Source organism: Staphylococcus sp. Z5-21 (assembly GCF_056529615.1).
Genome location: NZ_CP096462.1, coordinates 2,124,012 through 2,142,168 on the forward strand (window position 1 = coordinate 2,124,012; position 18,157 = coordinate 2,142,168).

General features: G+C 34.0%; 18 protein-coding genes. 4 read left to right on the forward strand and 14 right to left on the reverse strand.

Annotation, left to right across the window (positions count from 1 at the left end; translation table 11 throughout):
• Positions 1–136 precede the first annotated feature (136 nt).
• The 9 genes from M1D64_RS10610 to norA form a co-directional block, all read right to left on the reverse strand.
• The gene (locus tag M1D64_RS10610) at positions 137–1,486 is read right to left on the reverse strand and encodes a hemolysin family protein (RefSeq protein WP_011303668.1); all 1,350 of its coding nucleotides are present in this window, start codon (positions 1,484–1,486) and stop codon (positions 137–139) included.
• 292 nt (positions 1,487–1,778) lie between these two features.
• Positions 1,779–2,945 carry an N-acetylglucosamine-6-phosphate deacetylase gene (gene nagA / locus M1D64_RS10615; RefSeq protein ID WP_075340014.1) on the reverse strand — a complete coding sequence of 389 codons (1,167 nt, stop codon included), beginning with the start codon at positions 2,943–2,945 and terminating at the stop codon, positions 1,779–1,781.
• Positions 2,946–3,143: 198 nt separating this feature from the next.
• Positions 3,144–5,087, reverse strand: coding sequence for a PTS fructose transporter subunit IIABC (locus M1D64_RS10620; RefSeq protein ID WP_041079726.1), 1,944 nt, complete (start codon positions 5,085–5,087; stop codon positions 3,144–3,146).
• Between the two features lies 1 nt (position 5,088).
• Positions 5,089–6,012, reverse strand: a complete 924-nt coding sequence (gene pfkB, locus M1D64_RS10625; protein ID WP_041079727.1) for a 1-phosphofructokinase — start codon at positions 6,010–6,012, stop codon at positions 5,089–5,091.
• Entirely contained in the window at positions 6,009–6,767 is a 759-nt protein-coding gene (locus tag M1D64_RS10630; protein ID WP_002483961.1) for a DeoR/GlpR family DNA-binding transcription regulator, read from the reverse strand. Before M1D64_RS10630 ends, pfkB begins: the two co-directional genes overlap by 4 nt.
• 349 nt (positions 6,768–7,116) lie before the next feature.
• Complete coding sequence (gene ybaK, locus M1D64_RS10635; RefSeq protein WP_002483962.1) at positions 7,117–7,596, reverse strand: Cys-tRNA(Pro) deacylase; 480 nt, start codon at positions 7,594–7,596, stop codon at positions 7,117–7,119.
• Positions 7,597–7,677: 81 nt separating this feature from the next.
• Positions 7,678–8,547: a UTP--glucose-1-phosphate uridylyltransferase GalU gene (galU, locus tag M1D64_RS10640; protein ID WP_011303674.1), complete on the reverse strand. Its 870-nt coding sequence runs from the start codon at positions 8,545–8,547 to the stop codon at positions 7,678–7,680.
• A 369-nt stretch (positions 8,548–8,916) separates the two neighbouring features.
• Positions 8,917–9,645: a hypothetical protein gene (locus tag M1D64_RS10645; protein ID WP_369079901.1), complete on the reverse strand. Its 729-nt coding sequence runs from the start codon at positions 9,643–9,645 to the stop codon at positions 8,917–8,919.
• A 333-nt stretch (positions 9,646–9,978) separates the two neighbouring features.
• Positions 9,979–11,139, reverse strand: a complete 1,161-nt coding sequence (gene norA / locus M1D64_RS10650; protein WP_011303676.1) for a multidrug efflux MFS transporter NorA — start codon at positions 11,137–11,139, stop codon at positions 9,979–9,981.
• Between the two features lie 197 nt (positions 11,140–11,336).
• Between norA and M1D64_RS10655 the strand changes: the two genes are divergently transcribed.
• From M1D64_RS10655 to M1D64_RS10665, 3 genes are all read left to right on the forward strand, one after another.
• On the forward strand, positions 11,337–11,756 hold the full coding sequence (locus M1D64_RS10655; RefSeq protein WP_011303677.1) for a PPC domain-containing DNA-binding protein: 420 nt from the start codon (positions 11,337–11,339) through the stop codon (positions 11,754–11,756).
• 645 nt (positions 11,757–12,401) lie between these two features.
• Positions 12,402–13,019 (forward strand): DUF1361 domain-containing protein, encoded by a 618-nt coding sequence (locus M1D64_RS10660; protein ID WP_002483967.1) that lies wholly within the window; start codon positions 12,402–12,404, stop codon positions 13,017–13,019.
• Entirely contained in the window at positions 13,016–13,291 is a 276-nt protein-coding gene (locus M1D64_RS10665; protein WP_011303679.1) for a hypothetical protein, read from the forward strand. Before M1D64_RS10660 ends, M1D64_RS10665 begins: the two co-directional genes overlap by 4 nt.
• A 320-nt stretch (positions 13,292–13,611) precedes the next feature.
• On the opposite strand, the gene mdh is transcribed toward M1D64_RS10665, so the two are convergent.
• The 5 genes from mdh to M1D64_RS10690 all read right to left on the reverse strand — a co-directional run bounded on the left by mdh (position 13,612) and on the right by M1D64_RS10690 (position 17,510).
• A complete protein-coding gene (gene mdh, locus M1D64_RS10670; RefSeq protein ID WP_002483968.1) occupies positions 13,612–14,550 on the reverse strand; it encodes a malate dehydrogenase in 939 nt (312 codons plus the stop codon).
• A 99-nt stretch (positions 14,551–14,649) separates the two neighbouring features.
• Positions 14,650–15,261: a DedA family protein gene (locus tag M1D64_RS10675; protein WP_002483969.1), complete on the reverse strand. Its 612-nt coding sequence runs from the start codon at positions 15,259–15,261 to the stop codon at positions 14,650–14,652.
• A gap of 52 nt (positions 15,262–15,313) precedes the next feature.
• Positions 15,314–15,616, reverse strand: a complete 303-nt coding sequence (locus M1D64_RS10680; protein WP_075340012.1) for a hypothetical protein — start codon at positions 15,614–15,616, stop codon at positions 15,314–15,316.
• Between the two features lie 25 nt (positions 15,617–15,641).
• Positions 15,642–16,550, reverse strand: coding sequence for an aldo/keto reductase (locus tag M1D64_RS10685; RefSeq protein ID WP_037538985.1), 909 nt, complete (start codon positions 16,548–16,550; stop codon positions 15,642–15,644).
• 33 nt (positions 16,551–16,583) lie between these two features.
• Positions 16,584–17,510, reverse strand: coding sequence for a CobW family GTP-binding protein (locus M1D64_RS10690; protein ID WP_037538987.1), 927 nt, complete (start codon positions 17,508–17,510; stop codon positions 16,584–16,586).
• A 187-nt stretch (positions 17,511–17,697) separates the two neighbouring features.
• Here M1D64_RS10690 and mgrA point away from each other — a divergent pair, with 187 nt between their 5' ends.
• Entirely contained in the window at positions 17,698–18,141 is a 444-nt protein-coding gene (mgrA, locus tag M1D64_RS10695; protein ID WP_011303683.1) for a global transcriptional regulator MgrA, read from the forward strand.
• Positions 18,142–18,157 lie beyond the last annotated feature (16 nt).

Consider the following 18,157-nt stretch of genomic DNA (forward strand, 5'->3'; position numbering starts at 1 on the left):
CTGCACATATTACCAATACTGTTACTAAAATACACTATATCATCTTTTCATATATGTAAAAATCAAAAAACCCCAACAAAGCATTGATGCTTTGTCAGGATTTCGTATAACTATTCCATCTGAAACTGGAATTAGATTAATCGTTTTCTTCTTCTTCTTCAAGTTCTTCTAAAGTTGGTCTTGTTTTATTATGTTCTAATTCTAAAATAACTGTGATAATTTGATGATTATCAATTTCTGAAATAACCCATCTATCGTATTCAGTATCCACATAATCATTTTGCTGTAAATTGGTATTATGTGCTTGTAACCAACCGCCAATGGTATCTATATCTTCTGAATCCTCAAATTCAATGCCAAGTTGATCGTTTAAATCATCTAATAACACACGACCATTAATTTGGTATCTATTTTCCGTTACTTTAACAATATCATTGACTTCATCATCGTCAAACTCATCACGGATTTCACCAACAATTTCTTCTAATATATCTTCCATTGTCAAGATACCAGCAGTACCGCCATATTCATCAATTATCAAACTAATATGAACATGTTCACGCTGCATACGTACCAGTGCATCACTAATACGTGTTGTTTCTGAAATCATAGGTAAATCATGAATGTAGTTACTTACTTTAATTTGTTTACCAGAAGCATATTCTGTTAAAAATTCTTTAACATTAATAAAGCCTTTCACATGGTCTTTATCTCCATCTGCTGTGATTGGATAACGTGTGAATTGATGTTCTTTAATCGTTTCTAACAATTCGTCTACATTAAATGGCTCATTCATTGTAATCATTTGTGTACGGGGAACCATGATATCTTTAGACTGTCTTTCATCGAATGAAAAGATATTTTGCATATAAGCTAATTCTGTTTGATTGATTTCTCCACCGTTATAGCTATTATTAATTATGATTTTTATTTCTTCTTCTGACATTGCATCGTTATTCGCATCTGGGTCAACGCCGAACATACGAATAATCATCCTTGCTGAACCATTCATTAACCAAATTAATGGTTTCATAACGACACCAAAATAATAAAGTGGTCTTGAATATAACAATGCTAATTTTTCAGTATGTTGAATCGCTAATGTCTTCGGTGCCAACTCACCCAATACTACGTGCAAGTATGTCACGATAATAAAGGATACGATAAATGAAATTGTAGTAGTTAAAGCATCTGGTAAATGAATCAGTTCAAATAATGGATGCAATAATTTGTCGAAAGTTGGTTCACCTAACCAACCTAAACCTAATGACGTTACTGTTATACCGAGTTGACATGCCGATAAGTAATAGTCTAGATTTTTTATCATTTTTTTAACTACGCGTGCGCTACCATTACCTTCCGCAGCAAGTTGATCGATTCTTGTACTACGCACTTTTACTAAAGCAAATTCCGATCCTACGAATACCGTTGTTAATGCTATTAAAAGAAAAAATATTACTAAATTCATTATGGTCACTGTTTCCAATTAGTTCCCTATTTCTAGGGATTCACCTCCATATTTCGTGTCACAAAAGGTGACCGAACATAAGTATTTTTTTTATTATGCATGACTATGTTGAATACTAAATCCTCCCCATTGCGACACCTCCCTAAAAATACGCATTTCTTTTATTTTATCATAATGGATACAGTTCTTGTTATTTACATGCTTAAAAATCAATATTCTAACATAACATTTAAACCTAAATGACAACTTAAGTCAACTTTTGTAATTAATCCATTCTTAAAATCAATTTTCAAAAAGATTTATTATTACATTAAAGTACTGATTTAAACTTGTGAATCTTACCAGATTTAATCGTTGCTAGCACGTCGATATCGTCATTGACTATGACAATATCTGCATCTTTCCCAACTTCCAAACTGCCTGTTTGTGTATCAATATTTAAAGCTATCGCTTGGTTTAGACTCGTTACACGCCATAAATGATCTAATGTATCACCTGTAAAGTTGATTAAGTTTTTCAAGCCGGTATTCATTTTCAATATACTTCCCGCTAATGCGCCAGAAGCTAAACGCGCCTCGGACCCTTTAACAATTACATTTTGCCCACCTAAATCATATTCTCCATCAAGCATGCCTTTAGCTCTCATAGCATCTGTGATTAAAAAGAAGCGCGCATTCCCTTTTTGTTTATAGGCAATTTTAACGGCTGCAGGATGTGAGTGAATACCATCAACAATCAATTCCGTACTTAATTGATTATTCAACCAAGCAGCACCAAAGACCCCTGGCTCTCGGTGTTCAAATGATGTTCCAGCATTATAAAGATGTGTAACATGTTTGGCACCATGTGCAACAGCATCATTTACCTCATCAAAAGTAGCGACTGTATGTCCAATTGAAAATTGAATCTCTTTATGTAATGCCTCTAGTGTTTCATGCGCACCTTCAACTTCTGGTGCAAAGGTAATTACTTTTATTTGATTATTAGCTGTGGTTTGAAATTGTTCAACTTTTGCGACAGTAGGTCTTTGAACATAAGCTGGATTTTGTGCGCCTACTTTATGTTCAGATATAAACGGTCCTTCTAAATGTACACCGACAATAGTTGCTGCATTGTATTGATCTTGCGCTTTTTGGTAATTCACTATATTTTCTAATGCTTTCGTGATGTTTTCATCAGATTGCGTCATTGTCGTCGCTAGATAACTCGTAGTTCCTTCTGACAATAGTGATTCAGATAAATGTTTCAACCCATCATAAGAAGCATCCATAGCATCTTCCCCATATCCACCATGCATATGAATATCTATAAATCCAGGTATAATATGTTGTCCTTGCGCATCAATTGTTGTTAAATCTCCGTGATAGTCTCCCGATTTAATTTCAGTTATTTTCTCATTGTTAATAACGAGGTAGCCTCGCTCTATTGTCTCTGTCTCAGTATAAATCCGTCCATTTTCAATAACATATTCGCTCATTTTTTCAACCTTCTTTAAGTTTATTTACTCTATGCATCTTTATTGCAGTCTTTATTCACATTTTACCAAATCAAGTGTCAATATTATATTCAAAAGTTTTTAATCCTAAAATTCATAAAACAAAAAAAGCCAGAAATCGCACTCATGACATGAGACGTTTCTGACTTTTTTAATCTAAGCTATTACGATAAATCTACTTTACTCATTCATAGCTTCTGAAGATTGTATTTCATCTTGCGTTAATTTTGGTTTTAATAAACCATAAATGATTGCTGCCACGATAGCGCCAACAATTATTGCGATAAGTGATTGCAACACATGACTAAAGTCCGTACCTAAGATGACGATAATCCCACCATGTGGTGCTTGAATTGAAGAGCCTAGTCCTAATGCAATGGCACCGGCTACACCTGAGCCAACCATCATTGATGGGATAACTCTAAGTGGGTCAGCGGCTGCAAACGGAATGGCACCCTCTGTAATAAAGGACAAGCCCATAACATAGTTTGGTACAATAGAACCTTTTTGTTCTTTGGTGAATTTTTTACGGAAGATTAACATCGCTGTTGCAATAGCAAGTGGTGGCACCATACCACCAATCATTGCTGCCGTGATAGGTGCTGCATTTCCTTCTGTTAATGCAGCTACTGAGAACACATAGGCCGCTTTATTAAACGGTCCTCCCATATCAATTGCCATCATTGCACCGACGACTAATCCGAGTAACATAATATTCGTGCCAGATAAACTTTGTAAACCATTCAATAATGTATTATTCAACCAAGAAGCAGGCGGATTAATCACATAAATCATAAGCAAACCAGTAATAGACACAGACAATACTGGGAATATTAACGTTGGCTTCAATCCTTCTAATGATTGTGGCATACCACTTGTTAATTTCTTAATACCTAATGTTAAGTAACCTGCTAAGAAACCTGCAATGATACCACCGATAAATCCAGAATCTCCTGTACTAGCAAGCAAACCACCTACAAGTCCTGCTGCAAAACCTGGTTTATCCGCAATACTACGTGCAATGTAACCAGCAAGAATAGGAATAATAAACATGAATGCGCTCTTGTTACCTATATTCCACAATTGCTCAGCAAAGGCATTGTATTCAGAACTCTTTGGATCAAATGAATTTGCGCCAAATAAGAAAGCAATCGCCATTAAGATACCACCAGCAATAACAAGTGGTAACATATTAGAAACACCATTCATCAAGTGTTTATATATTGTCTTACCTACACCTTGTTTTTCATTACTTGCAGCGCCTTTATTTACCGTATTACCACCTTTAGCTACAAATGGTTTACGCGAAGTATCTTGCGCTAAATGAATTAATTCTTCTGGACGTTTAATCCCATCTGCTACAGGTACTTCCACGACATTTTTACCATCAAAACGATCTGTTTCTACATGTACATCCGCTGCTACGATGACACCTGTTGCGTTTTGGATATCCTCGTCAGTCAGGTGATTCTTAATACCACCTGAGCCATTTGTTTCTACTTTTATTTTAACGTTCATTTTTTCAGCTTGTTTTTTCAAAGCATCACGTGCCATATACGTATGTGCGATACCGGTTGGACACGCTGTTACAGCTAAAATGTATGGCTCGTTTGAATCCGTAGTTGAAGCAGGCGTGCCTTGTGCTTCTGCGGCTTCTTCTTCCGTTGCTTCATCATCAGCTTTATCGATAATGTTAAGGACTTCTTCTGGTGACTCCGCATGTAATAATGATGCTCTGACATTTTCATCCATCAGAATTCCAGATAATTTAGCTAAAGCATCTAAATGTGTTTGAGCACCGCCTTCAGGTGCTGCAATCATAAAGAATAAATGTGCTGGTTGCATATCTAAACTTTGATAATCCACACCTGTTTTAGACTTACCAAATGCGATTGCAGGTGTATTAACTGCAGCTACTTTAGCATGTGGAATCGCTATACCTTCACCAATACCTGTTGTACTTTGGGATTCACGATTATGAATCGCTTCTTTAAAACTTGTTAAATCATTCAATTTACCTGCCTGATTCAGCTGATTGACTAATTCATCGATAACACCATTTTTGTCTGAAGCTGATAAATCCATAGCAATTGTATCTTTTGTTAATAACTCAGTAATTCTCATATTACTCCCTCCCACCTAATGTCGTAATAACGACTTGCTTTTTAATATCTTCAATCGCAGTTGCTGTAGCCAAATCCTCGTTAAATGCTGTAGCGGTTCCAGCAGACACTGCTTGTTTAAATGCTTCTTTAATTGGCAATCCAGCCTCAAGACCGGCAACCATACCAGCAACCGTACTATCTCCTGATCCTACTGTATTAACTACGTGACCGTTAGGCACAATGGCTTTAAAGCTCTGTTGTGCATCGACATAAACTGCGCCTTCACCGCCTAACGAGATAATGACCGATTGCGCACCCCTTGTTAATATTTCAGTCGCATACTTGATTACATCTTGATCAGTCTCAATCGTAGTATTAAACATCACTTCTAACTCGTCTTTATTCGGTTTAATAAATAAAGGATGATACCCCAATACCGATTCAACTAAATCTTTTTCTGCATCAACCACTAGTTTGGCTCCCGTTGCATTAGTGATTTGAGCAATTTGTTCATATGCATCATTCGGTACACTTTTCGGAATGCTCCCAGCAACTATAACCGTATCCTCTTTTGTGGTTTTTTTAATTTGTGTTAACAATGTTTCGAACTGTTCATCTGTTATTTGCGGTCCAGGTGCATTAATTTCTGTTTCTTTCCCAGTTTTTAATTTAACATTAATTCTTGTATCTTCATTAACTTGTACAAAGTTCGTAACTATATCTGATTTAGCTAATGTTTCTGCGATAAATTGACCAGGAAAACCACCCGCAAATCCAAGTGCCGTTGATGATACATCAAGTGTTTTAAGCACTCTTGATACATTAATGCCTTTACCGCCTGCAAATTTATATGTTTCCGTGGCGCGATTTAATCCATTAAGTTCAAAATCATTTGCGAACATAATGTAGTCAATAGAAGGATTAAAAGTTACCGTATAAATCATAATGTGCCTCCAATAAAATTATATTGACCAGCAAACAGATGAAATTGTTTAAGTGATTGTGCCTTTTTGGAAGTAATGATTGAAATCCCTTCTTCTAAAGGTACATGTGCAAAATAAACTTTTTCGTATTTATCGTGGTCTATCAATACATAAACTTGTGTGCCTAATTGCATGGCATGATGCTTTATAATTGCTTCTTGTTCATCTGGTGTCGTCAAACCATATTTCAAATCAATACCATTCATTCCTAAAAACACTTTATCAAATCGATAACGACGCAATGTTTCTAAAGCGCTCGCACCAACGGTTGCAAATGTGGTAGATTTGACTTCCCCACCTATAATCAGTGTTCTGATGCCATGTTTTAATAGTTCTTCAACATGTGTTAGGCCGTTTGTAACAACAATAATGTCACTCGCTTTGATATAAGGAATCATTTCCAATGTTGTTGAACCGGCATCTAAAAACACACAATCTCGATTTTCAATTTGACTTGCTGCCAGCCTACCAATTTCTTGTTTCTCCCTTAAATTGGTACTTCTTTTATCCGCCAAGTTAGGTTCTAATGCAGATGATTGATTTAGCGTTGCACCTCCATGTACTCTTTTGAGTTTCCCGAATTTCTGCAATTTTGATAAATCACGCCGAATTGTTGAAGCACTATAACCTGTGCGTTCAATTAATTCTTGTAACGTTAAAAAATCTTGTTTTGACAATTCAGTCAAAATTAGTTCATGGCGTTTTTCCGTTATCATCGCTTCACCTCATCTCAATGTCATTATAATGTTTACGCTTTCTTTTTTCAATCATTTTTCGTCAAAAACAATCAAAAACAGTCATATACAACCTTAAAAGTTCTATTAATTGTCATTTTTAGTTATTTGTAAATAAAGCGCTACGTTAAATTTTATCATCACAAACTTAATCTTTTATCGTTTGTATAATATGAACAAACACGTTATTTATTCATCTAAAATCTAATACTCGTTTGTAGTTCATCATGTGGTTGCAAATTGAGTTATCTTAAATACTTATATACAAAAAAATGACAGACAGCAATCTATATAATCAGATTCCTGTCTGCCGCTTTGTTATTACATGCTTTTATTTATGTATGACTTCGACAATCTTTGCCTTCGTCACATTAATTAAGTCTCTAACATCTATTTTAATCTGTGTGCCCCGTTCACCACCACTTACATAAAGGGTATCGATGTCCATTGCTTGTTGATCTATTATCGTTGGAAATGCGCGTTTCATACCAATAGGTGAGCAACCACCCCTGATATATCCAGTAATTTTTTTCAAATCATCAAGTGGCATTAAATGCAGTTTCTTCTCTCCCACCGCGTGCGCTGCCGCTTTCATATCTAAAGATTCGCGAACTGGAATAACAAACACAAAATGAGCGTGATTTGTATTCTCAAGTACAAGAGTTTTATATACAAGACCGGGATCCACGCCTACCTTTTCAGCTACACTTTCACCATCCATATGTATTTCTGAAACTTCATAAGTATTAACTTCATACGGTATTTTACTTCGGTCAAGCATTCTCATTGCATTGGTTTTCTTTTGCTTCATTATCAATCACTCCATATGACTTTTAAAAAGACGTCATTACATTAAACTTTTTAGCTAATACTTTTTTAAATTCATCGTCATTTAATTTAGCTTCAGTTTTTTTATAAACTCAACTAACTCATCATGCATTGATTCATCTTTTAAAGCGTACTCTATCGTCGTTTTTACAAAACCTAATTTTTCACCAACATCATAACGGTCACCCTCAAAATCATATGCATAGACTTGATCTGCTCTGTTCAAGCGTTCTATGGCATCAGTGAGTTGAATTTCTCCGCCTGCACCCTCGCCTTGCGTAGCTAAGTAATCAAAAATATCAGGCGTTAGAACATAACGCCCCATAATAGCTAAATTAGAAGGCGCAGTGCCTTGTTTTGGTTTTTCTACAAATTCATTCACTTCATATTTTCTACCAAACTTTTGTAGTGGATCAATAATACCATAACGATGTGTTTGTGCTTCATCCACCTCTTGAACACCGATGACAGATTTCCCCGTTTCTTCATAAGCTTCAATCAGTTGCTTAATAGCTGGATTATCTGATTCAACGATGTCATCACCTAATAAGACAGCAAATGGTTCATCACCAATAAATTGTCTTGCCGAATATATTGCATGACCTAGTCCTTTTTGTTCTTTTTGTCGAACATAAAAAATGTTTGCAAGTTCTGTAGAATATTTAACTTTTTCTAATAAATCTGTTTTACCTTTTTCCTGAAGAATCATTTCTAATTCCTTTTGATTATCAAAATGATCTTCAATAGCACGTTTGTGTTTACCTGTCACTATAATAATATCTTCGATGCCTGCTCGTGCCGCTTCTTCTACTATGTATTGAATCGTAGGTTTATCTAAAATAGGCAACATCTCTTTGGGCATCGCTTTCGTAGCTGGTAAAAAACGTGTACCCAATCCAGCAGCTGGTATGATTGCTTTCTTTATTTTTCTCAAAACGCTCATCCTTTTCCTATTAATATTTATGACTACTACAGAAAATAAACTATTCAATTTATTTTTTATTCATTACTATCATCATAACATTGATATGAGTGTCTTTATACTGATTTCCCTAATATAGAAGGAAGTGAGACAGAAAACAAATTTTTTAATTGAGAATTCGTAGTCCTACTTATGTAAACAAGACAAGGGTGACTAGGGTAATGGTTTACTTGAGCTAAAGCACATGCATAAGAACTACTAATTTTCATAAATTAAATAAGTAGTTCTTTAAAGAAGTAGGACTTTACATTTTCAATTCAGTCATCTACTGCCTAAATGAAAAAAGCCTGAGACATCTATATTTGTCCCAGACTTCTATATCTAATTTAATGAAGGTTGCTGTATAACATCCCCGGATTTACTAACAACAACTTTATAATCTCTTTGTGTTTTATATTCATGAAAAGTATAGTACATGCCGTCCTTAGATTCTTTAACCTTTTTCAAAACGACATTTTCTCCTAGCTTATCTACAGCATGCTTTTGTGCAATCACTTCAGATTCTTGAGGAGAGATACTCGAATGTAACGGTGATTGATTGTCATTCACTACATACGATTTATCAAATATACTCGCTTGATTGTCTTCACTTACAGTTACTCTGTAATACGTATTTGGTTTTGCTTCATTTTTAAATGTAAAAATATAATAATATACACCTTGGCAAGTGCTATCGATACCATAATCGTTATATGGATTAGATTTATGATTGTCATGATTCACAAGCGTCTGTGCTTTATTTAGTGCTTTAGAAAATTGCGGTAAGTTCGCTTGTCCCGTTTCGTTCTCTTTTAAATCGTGCGTCGTTAATTTGGCAATAGGTTGGTAGTTTGTTGCATTATATGGCGCTTCATTTTTTTCTTCTTTCATCGCTGCCTTAATTGAATTCTTATCTTTTTGTTTTGCTTTGTCCTTAGCTACAGCATTTTGTTCTCCAACTGAAATACTAGAAATCGTTTCATGTACTTTTGCAAGCGCTTGTTGGTTTGTAGCTATAAAAAGAAGAAAACCTAAACAGCAAGCAAGAAGGAACGCCATAATCGTTAACATTAAATTTTTCAAGTTCATCCCCTTACTTACATTTATTACATTTCTTATCATGTTAGCACAGATTATTCTATAAACACTTAAATAGAACACAATTTAAAAAAAATGTAATCTTTGTTACATGAATATTACGTAAGTCTAGCTTATTTAATACAAGTGTCATATTCGTTTTCAGTTTTTAGTATTAGCCTTATGACATAAACACTTAAATGATTTATTTCTGAAAACAGTCATTCACTATCCCCTTTTTACATAAATAAACCCTTCACAGTTTCCACTTTTTAACGTCAACTCTGAAGGGTACATCTGCATATTCAACTTGTTCTTGTTTAAAATTTAAATATTACTGAAGCGTGATCTAATCATTTTTTCTATAAATATAACGAACATACCTAATACCATTACTAATACTGACATATATAAGGGAAATTCGAAATTGATATCATATAATGTGCCTGCTACAAGAGGCCCGATAAAGTTGCCCATACTGGTAAATGTAGAATTCAGCCCACCTGCGAAACCTTGTCGATTTCCAGCAATATTAGAAAAATAGTTTGTAATCGCTGGTCGGATCATATCGAATCCGATAAACACGATGAAACTAATAATCATAATTGACCAATAGCTATGAACAAATGTCAGTGCCAATAAAATGATAGCAGAATAAAGTAATGCATAAGTGATAAATGTTAACTCTTTGAAATGTTTCATGAATTTATCAAAGAAAAACACTTGGAATATTGCGCCGGCTATCCCACCACCAGTAATCGCGAATGAAATATCTAATGGTGAATAGTGTGCTTTATCTGCTGTGTATAATGGGAATAGCGTTTCAAAAGCAGATAGGCCAAACGCGAGTACAAGCGTCAAGATAATCGGTGTCAGAAATACTTTCCAATTAATTTTTGATAGCAATTCTGGTTGATATTGAGTGAAACCATCTTGCGTACTGTTCTTTGGATTTTTGATTAATGCAATCGATAAGATTAATGCCACACATCCACTAAAACCAGCCACATAAAACGGTAATCTATGTGAAAATTCTGCTAGAAATCCACCCATCCCTGGTCCTAAAATGAATCCCGAATTAATAATTGCTGACATATAGCCGAAATTTTTCGCTTTATCTCTACCTACAGAAATATCAGCAATCATTCCTGTTACCCCCGGCATAACCATACCAGCACTAAATCCACCTAGTATTCTAGAAACGATTAAAAGTGAGAACGTATGACTTGCAGCGAATAAGAATTCTGAAATAGCAAAAAGACCCAAACCTATACAAATAATCAGTTTTTTACCTAATTTATCTGCCAGCGTACCACCAAATGGTGAAATGATCATTTGTGCTAAAGCAAAGACAGCAACGAGTATACCTAAGTCACTACCTTTTAAGCCTAAGTCTTTCAAATAAACCGGTAATACCGGAACAACTAAACCAATACCTAAAAAGACAAGAAAAATATTAAAATATAATATAATAAATTGCTTATTCACGTTTCTCACTCCATTCTTTTTTAATATATAAATTGCTGGCTATTTATAACATTGATAAAACCTTAATATTACAACATTCTATAACAGTTCTATAGCAAATGACAATAAAAAATATTTACTATAAACACTATTATACAAACTCTTAATAAGAACTTGTATAATAGTGTTGTAATCCATTTTCAGAACGGAGGTTTCTTATGATTTATCAAGTAGACGGCAAAACGATTGTTTTAGTATTGGAACAGGGTGAAGATATTGTAGAAGCTGTAACAGATATTGCTAGAGAACAAAATGGTAAGTTTGGCACAGTCAGTGGTATTGGCGCTTGTTCAAGCGCAGAGCTCAACTTTTATAATCTAGAAACACAAACATATGAGAAGAAATTAATTGATGAACCATTAGAATTAATCGGTTTAATGGGCAACATTTCTCATATTGATGAACAGCCCTTTGCACATTTACACGCAACATTTGGAACCAATCAATATGAAACACTTAGTGGTCATTTAACAAAAGCCGTTGTATCTGCAACTGCTGAAATTATCATTACAATGACTAACCTAGACATCAATCGTAAACACAATGAAACCATTGGTTTGAATCTGTTAGATTTATAAATAAAATGTGTTTACCTTTATTTTTAAATCATTCACTAACTATGCAACCCAATAAGAATGTAAGTGCTATACGCAACTATTCATTATGCTTAATTTGAGTCTGAGACATAAATAGCTGTCTCAGACTCTTTTATCCATTAAGGAGTAGTTGTCTGAACTACACGTATTTTTATAAACTGTATTTCCATTTATTTTACATAAATTCACTTAAAAGTGTAAATTCAGAAAATACGCAATATGCTCCTCTATTGACTTAGATCTTGTTAATATTAAAATTTACTTTACTTTTATAATATATAATATGATGATTTGGGATATGATTTAAACATGATTTAGCATTTAACCGTTACTGCTTTAATCCAACCGTGTCATAAGTTGCTATGTTATGGTGTTTAATTAATTTATATGAATTCATTCTCCAACTATTTAATTATACATTTTATCTTTATGAATCCAACTTGTACTTTTCGTTGAATTTTATTTTCAAAAAATGTATCATGTAGTCTTGTATTTCAACAAATTGAACTAACACCTCTCTTAAGTTATGCGATTTAAGGTAGAGATATATTTATTATTGTATATAATAAGCATTTAAACTAATACATTCATCAGCAACGACATACTAAAAAGAAAGTAGGTGTATTGATGTCGGCTCGATATATTGCTAGAACTGTGTTCTTTATTCTAATCATTATTTCAATATTTTTTAATCATTATTTTCCGTTTATGACATTAAATTTATTTCTAGCATATGTGCCATTTGAACTATGCTTACTCTTGAATTTATTTAAACCTATTTATAAATACGAATGGCCGCTCTTTATTATATTTGCACTTATTTTTGTATTTATGGTTCCTAATACATTATATATGGTTACAGACTTAATCCATTTAAATCAATTTAGATTTAATTTTTATCAGGGTTTATTAATCACTGAATGGGCCTATTTCGCATTTTTAGTTGCAGCCGTATTACTCGCACTGTATCTATTAATTTTAATGTTTTTAGAAATTGAGCAATTTACACACCGTATGTGGTTAAATCGACTCATCATCGTAGCAATGATGTTCCTTAATGGACTCGGTATTTACATCGGTCGCTTCTTGCGTTTACATTCCGTTTATCTTATTAATGAACCACTCCGTATTTTTAATGAAGTTGCGGCAAGCCTGAAATTTGATACTTTGTGCTTCATTTTATTACTTGTAGCATTGCAAATTATCATATATGCATTTGCGAAAGGAGTGCGTAGTGCAAAATGACTTTCAATATTATTATTTTAATTATTATACTCATTTTATTGCAGCTAATCATTGGTCATCTATTACATGATGTAGGATTCTCATATACGCACAGCATTATCTTGATGTGCCTTCCCTTAGGAATCGGTTTGTTTTACCTACAATTATTTTATTACGAGCGTCGCTTCCCTAAGTGGAATATACCCATCCATGTTAAGATCAGACTAAAATACATGTATATACTCACTTTCTTCGAATATGTTGCGCTATACATTTGTATCTTTAGAATGTAATCATTTATCGTTTACATAGTAAACAGTTAATGAATTGTATCATCAGTTCTAATATTACATGTGCTAAGGATTAAGTATACGTGTCTGAGATATAAATAGATATTTCGCCTACTTTTAGGTGCTAGTTAAAAATACTGATATAAAAAAGCTCCCGTCTAAGTTTTCATTTTTCAATGTCAACTTTAACGGGAGTTATTTATATGACTTAGATAATAAATCTTATTCTCAATAAAAGACTCAATTGATGCTGTAAAATACTACATTTACTACTACTTAACTGCTGTCTAAATACTTCTATTTTAAAGTATCTCATCTATTTATCATTGATTTTTCAAAGCTTGTTTCACTTCTTCTACAGAGTCTGCAGAGATGCGCAATTGTGCCTGTTCATTGTCTGAAAGTGCTAATTCAACAATATTTTCGATACCTTTTTCACTTAAAACAGTTGGTACACCTAAACAGATATCAGAGAATCCATATTCTCCTTCTAACAATGCGATACTTGGTAATAAACGATGTTGATCCTTTAGAATTGCTTCAATCATTTCAAAAACTGCAGACGCAGGGGCATAATATGCAGAACCATTGCCAAGCAAAGCAACAATTTCAGCGCCACCTTTTCTTGTACGTTCTACAATTTGCTCTATTTGCGTTTGATTCAACAATTGATGTAAAGGGACACCATTGACATTGGTTGAATTTACTAAAGGTACCATTGTATCACCGTGGCCGCCTAATACAAGCCCTCTAATATCTTTTATTGACACATTTAAAGCTTCTGCAATAAAGGATTGATATCGTGCAGTATCTAATACACCAGACTGTCCAATCACGCGTTCTTTCGGAAAACCTGACGCTTTTAACACAGAATAGGTCATCGCATCTACTGGATTAGTAAGTACGATAATTTTGCAATCCGGTGAATACTTTACAATTTCCTTCGTAACATCGAACATCACTTTTTCATTAATTTGTACTAAGTCATCTCTACTCATACCTGGTTTACGAGGACTTCCTGCAGTTATCACAACAATATCTGAATCGGCTGTATCAGCGTAATTCACGGAACCCGTCACTTTCGCATCAAAACCATATACCGGACTGCTTTCGAATATATCTAGCGCCTTACCCTTCACTTGTCCTTCGTTATCTGGTCGATCAATGAGCACTACATCAGCTAACTCATGCTGCGCAACAATAAATGCTAATGTAGCGCCTGTGTTACCAGCACCTATTATGGAAATTTTCTTTTTGGTCATAAAAACATCCCCTTAATCAAGCAATTTATATCTCAATTAAATTATAACACGCATTCATTTTAAACAATGATTGCAATTCATAAACTTAAGTTATCATCTTTACTTATGTTTGCGTTGGCGCTTAAACCATTTCCATATAATGAAAATGGCGAGGATAATCAGTACAATATATATAATGCGAGAATAAATATCCATATAGTACACAATTGCATGCCAATTACCGCCGACTGCTTGACCTAAATAAATTAAAACAATATTCCATATTAATGTTCCTATCGTTGTAAATAGCATAAATAATGGTAGATTCATTCTTGTTAAACCAGCAGGTATAGAGATTAAACTTCTCAACAAAGGCACGAAACGACAGAAGAAAATAGTCCAATAACCATATTTATCAAACCACTGTATTGTTCTATCAATATCCTTCGTTTTTACACGAAGAAACTTTCCATATCGATTAACAAAACGATATAAATTACGTTCACCAATCCAAGCTCCTATTCCGTATAAGACGATTGCACCGACAACTGAACCAATTGTAGACGTAATGGTCACACCAATAAAACTTAAATCAGATTTAGTAGTCATAAAACCACCAAAAGTTAAAATAATTTCAGACGGTATAGGCGGAAAGACATTTTCTAGAAAAATTAAAAAAGCAATACCCCAATAACCATATTGTTCCATAAAGTGTGTAATCCACTGTTCCATGCATTACCTCCTCGTTATAATCACGCTTGCTCTATAAGTCATTTACTCGTGACTAGTTAAAAAAATGGTTAGTCAAACCATATAAATAAAATGTAAGTCCAAATAATACTAAGGAAAGTATAGTTAATATTAATGATAAAATCATTATCCGTTTAAAATGATGAATAAAAACAACGAATAAAATCGCAGCATTATAAAGGAAAAACAAACCAAATAAAGTTGCCATCACAGTAATGTCAGGAAAAACGATGTTCAATATAGCAATAATCAAAGCAAATCCTAAAAATGGAAAAGTAATAAAGCGTTTTTGAAACTTGAGTTCTTTTCTATGGTGTTGTTCGTTCTGAGTATTCATTATTTACACTCCTTTTAAAATTAAATTAAGGGATATCGTGGCCTAATGAAGCCGTATAAATATCAAACCATTCTTGGTCTGTTAATGTTACCTCAAGTCCAGCGATTGCGTCATCAATCCGTTCTATCTTATGCGTACCCAACACTGGCATGATTGCGGCAGGATGTTTATCTAACCAAGCCATGATGATGCCATTCGTTGTCACATTATATTTCTGTGCTAATGGTGAAACAATTGCCATAATTCTTGCAGCCTTTTCATCAGCTAGATCAAAGAGCTTGCCACCAGCCATAGGGCTCCATGACATAATTTTAACATCATCTTTATACATATGATTAATGACACCATTGTCAATTGCATCTAATGTGTACGGTGACACTTCTAATTGATTTATTGTAATGTGTAATTTGTCACACACAAGGCATTTACTTAACAAATCATATTGCGATTTATTAAAATTCGAGACACCAAACGATCTCACTTTCCCCTCGCTTACTAAAGCCTTTAAAGCTTCTGTTACTTCATGGGGATCCATCAACGGTGATGGTCGATGGATAAGCAAACTATCTAAATAATCAACATTTAATTGTTGTAATGAACGGTCTACCGCTTTTTGAATATGTGTTTTACTATGATCATATCTGTGTCCCTGAATGTCTTGTTCAGGGCTTGATGGTAGTACGATACCACATTTCGTCACAATCTCAATTTCATCTCGTAATTGAGGTGATAATTTTAAAGCCTCACCAAAAATACCTTCGCATGTATAATTACCGTAAATATCGGCATGGTCCATCGTTGTGACCCCGCGCTCTACTAACTCATTTAAATAACGATTCAATTGTTGTGGTGTCCACTGCCAATCTTGTGCTCTCCAAAACCCTTGTATCACTTTTGAAAACGAGACATACTGATTTATTTTTACTTTATCCATTTAAAAACCAACACCTTTTATTTTATTAGATAATTAAGTGAACTGTAACATGTCTAATTTGTTGTGTATTTGATTTTCATCAATCTGTTCACCAATCATCACAATCGTTAATGGCATTTCATCATCAATAATTTGATAATCTGGGAGACCAAATGCATATTGAAATTCATAAGTTTCATGAGGCATATCACGAAATTTAACATATCCCTTTAATCTTAGAACATTATCTGGGAGCCGTAAAATAAATTGATAAAATAATTGACGATCAATCGGCCCAGAAAAATGGTATTGTACACTATTTATACCATGATGATGCATATGGCTTTCTTTAGTTGGCAATGATGTATTTGTAATCGTATCAAAAGCATCCATGTGCATATCTGCATAAGTTGTATAAAATTTGGGCGCTTCTGAATTAATTTTATCAATAGCTTTAAGATCATCATACGCATCACTTTTTAATAAATCCATTTTATTGACTACAATTGCATGACTTACTTCTAATTGTTCTTCCATCAATTGTGTTGTACTATGGGTATATTGGGTTCTGGTCAAAAATCTTGGTGCGTCTAATAATCCTATTACCATAGGTGTTTGGACATTAGCGACAATTTCAGGATCTTGGCATGCCGCAATAATTTCTATCGGATGTGCAATACCCGTCGCCTCAATTATAATATGGTGCATTGCACTTTTGTTAAGAAAATGTTTTAATTGTTTTATTAAATCTTGTTGCAAGTCACAACAGACGCAACCATTTAATACCGATGCGACTTCAACATCGTCGCTTAATGCAGCGCTATCTACATCTAAATTGCCGTATTCATTTACGATGATACTTGGGTTTTCATTTTTTCTTAATAAATATTTCACATAATTGCTAAGGAAAGTTGTTTTCCCACTACCTAAAAAACCTGTTACAATTGTAATAGGCGTGTTAGGTTGTTTAATATTTTTCATAAAATCACTCATTTCTTAAACACAAATGTTTGTGTAAAATATTAGATATCTTCTAAACTTTATACACACTTTATTTTAGCATGGCACAGTGCAAAAGTATGATGGAAGAAGTGTCAAACACAACGCAAGACGGATTCAGGTCCGATACAGAGAGAACAAAACGGATAGAATGTCTGGAGGAGAACTTATGTCTGAACCACTTAATTTAAAGGAACAACTTTGCTTTAGTTTGTATAATGCTCAAAGACAAGTAAATCGCTACTACTCAAATAATGTCTTTAAGAAATACAAACTGACTTACCCACAATTTTTAGTATTAACAATTTTATGGGCTGATTCACCTGTCAATGTAAAGAAAGTCGTAACAGAATTAGCATTAGATACAGGTACTGTATCTCCATTACTCAAGAGAATGGAACAAGTTGATTTAATCAAACGTGAACGTTCTGAAGTAGATCAACGTGAAGTGTTTATTCATTTAACTGACAAGAGTGAAGCAATTCGTCCAGAATTAGACACGGCTTGTCAAGATGTTGCTGTTGCATCATCATTAAGCCCAGATGAATCTCAAGAGTTAAATCGATTACTTTCAAAAGTAATCAATGCCTTCACTGAAGAAAAATCCAAATAATTTTTCACAACAAAAG

What these genes read in the sequence shown, in the direction of transcription:
- nagA (WP_075340014.1), bottom strand. Translation starts at nt 2,945, where the DNA reads ATGAGCGAATATGTTATTGAAAATGGACGGATTTATACTGAGACAGAG.
- M1D64_RS10620 (WP_041079726.1), bottom strand. Translation starts at nt 5,087, where the DNA reads ATGAGAATTACTGAGTTATTAACAAAAGATACAATTGCTATGGATTTA.
- pfkB (WP_041079727.1), bottom strand. Translation starts at nt 6,012, where the DNA reads ATGATTTATACGGTAACTTTTAATCCTTCTATTGACTACATTATGTTC.
- M1D64_RS10630 (WP_002483961.1), bottom strand. Translation starts at nt 6,767, where the DNA reads ATGATAACGGAAAAACGCCATGAACTAATTTTGACTGAATTGTCAAAA.
- ybaK (WP_002483962.1), bottom strand. Translation starts at nt 7,596, where the DNA reads ATGAAGCAAAAGAAAACCAATGCAATGAGAATGCTTGACCGAAGTAAA.
- M1D64_RS10645 (WP_369079901.1), bottom strand. Translation starts at nt 9,645, where the DNA reads ATGTTAACGATTATGGCGTTCCTTCTTGCTTGCTGTTTAGGTTTTCTT.
- M1D64_RS10655 (WP_011303677.1), top strand. Translation starts at nt 11,337, where the DNA reads ATGATTTATCAAGTAGACGGCAAAACGATTGTTTTAGTATTGGAACAG.
- M1D64_RS10660 (WP_002483967.1), top strand. Translation starts at nt 12,402, where the DNA reads ATGTCGGCTCGATATATTGCTAGAACTGTGTTCTTTATTCTAATCATT.
- M1D64_RS10665 (WP_011303679.1), top strand. Translation starts at nt 13,016, where the DNA reads ATGACTTTCAATATTATTATTTTAATTATTATACTCATTTTATTGCAG.
- mdh (WP_002483968.1), bottom strand. Translation starts at nt 14,550, where the DNA reads ATGACCAAAAAGAAAATTTCCATAATAGGTGCTGGTAACACAGGCGCT.
- M1D64_RS10675 (WP_002483969.1), bottom strand. Translation starts at nt 15,261, where the DNA reads ATGGAACAGTGGATTACACACTTTATGGAACAATATGGTTATTGGGGT.
- M1D64_RS10680 (WP_075340012.1), bottom strand. Translation starts at nt 15,616, where the DNA reads ATGAATACTCAGAACGAACAACACCATAGAAAAGAACTCAAGTTTCAA.
- M1D64_RS10685 (WP_037538985.1), bottom strand. Translation starts at nt 16,550, where the DNA reads ATGGATAAAGTAAAAATAAATCAGTATGTCTCGTTTTCAAAAGTGATA.
- M1D64_RS10690 (WP_037538987.1), bottom strand. Translation starts at nt 17,510, where the DNA reads ATGAAAAATATTAAACAACCTAACACGCCTATTACAATTGTAACAGGT.
- mgrA (WP_011303683.1), top strand. Translation starts at nt 17,698, where the DNA reads ATGTCTGAACCACTTAATTTAAAGGAACAACTTTGCTTTAGTTTGTAT.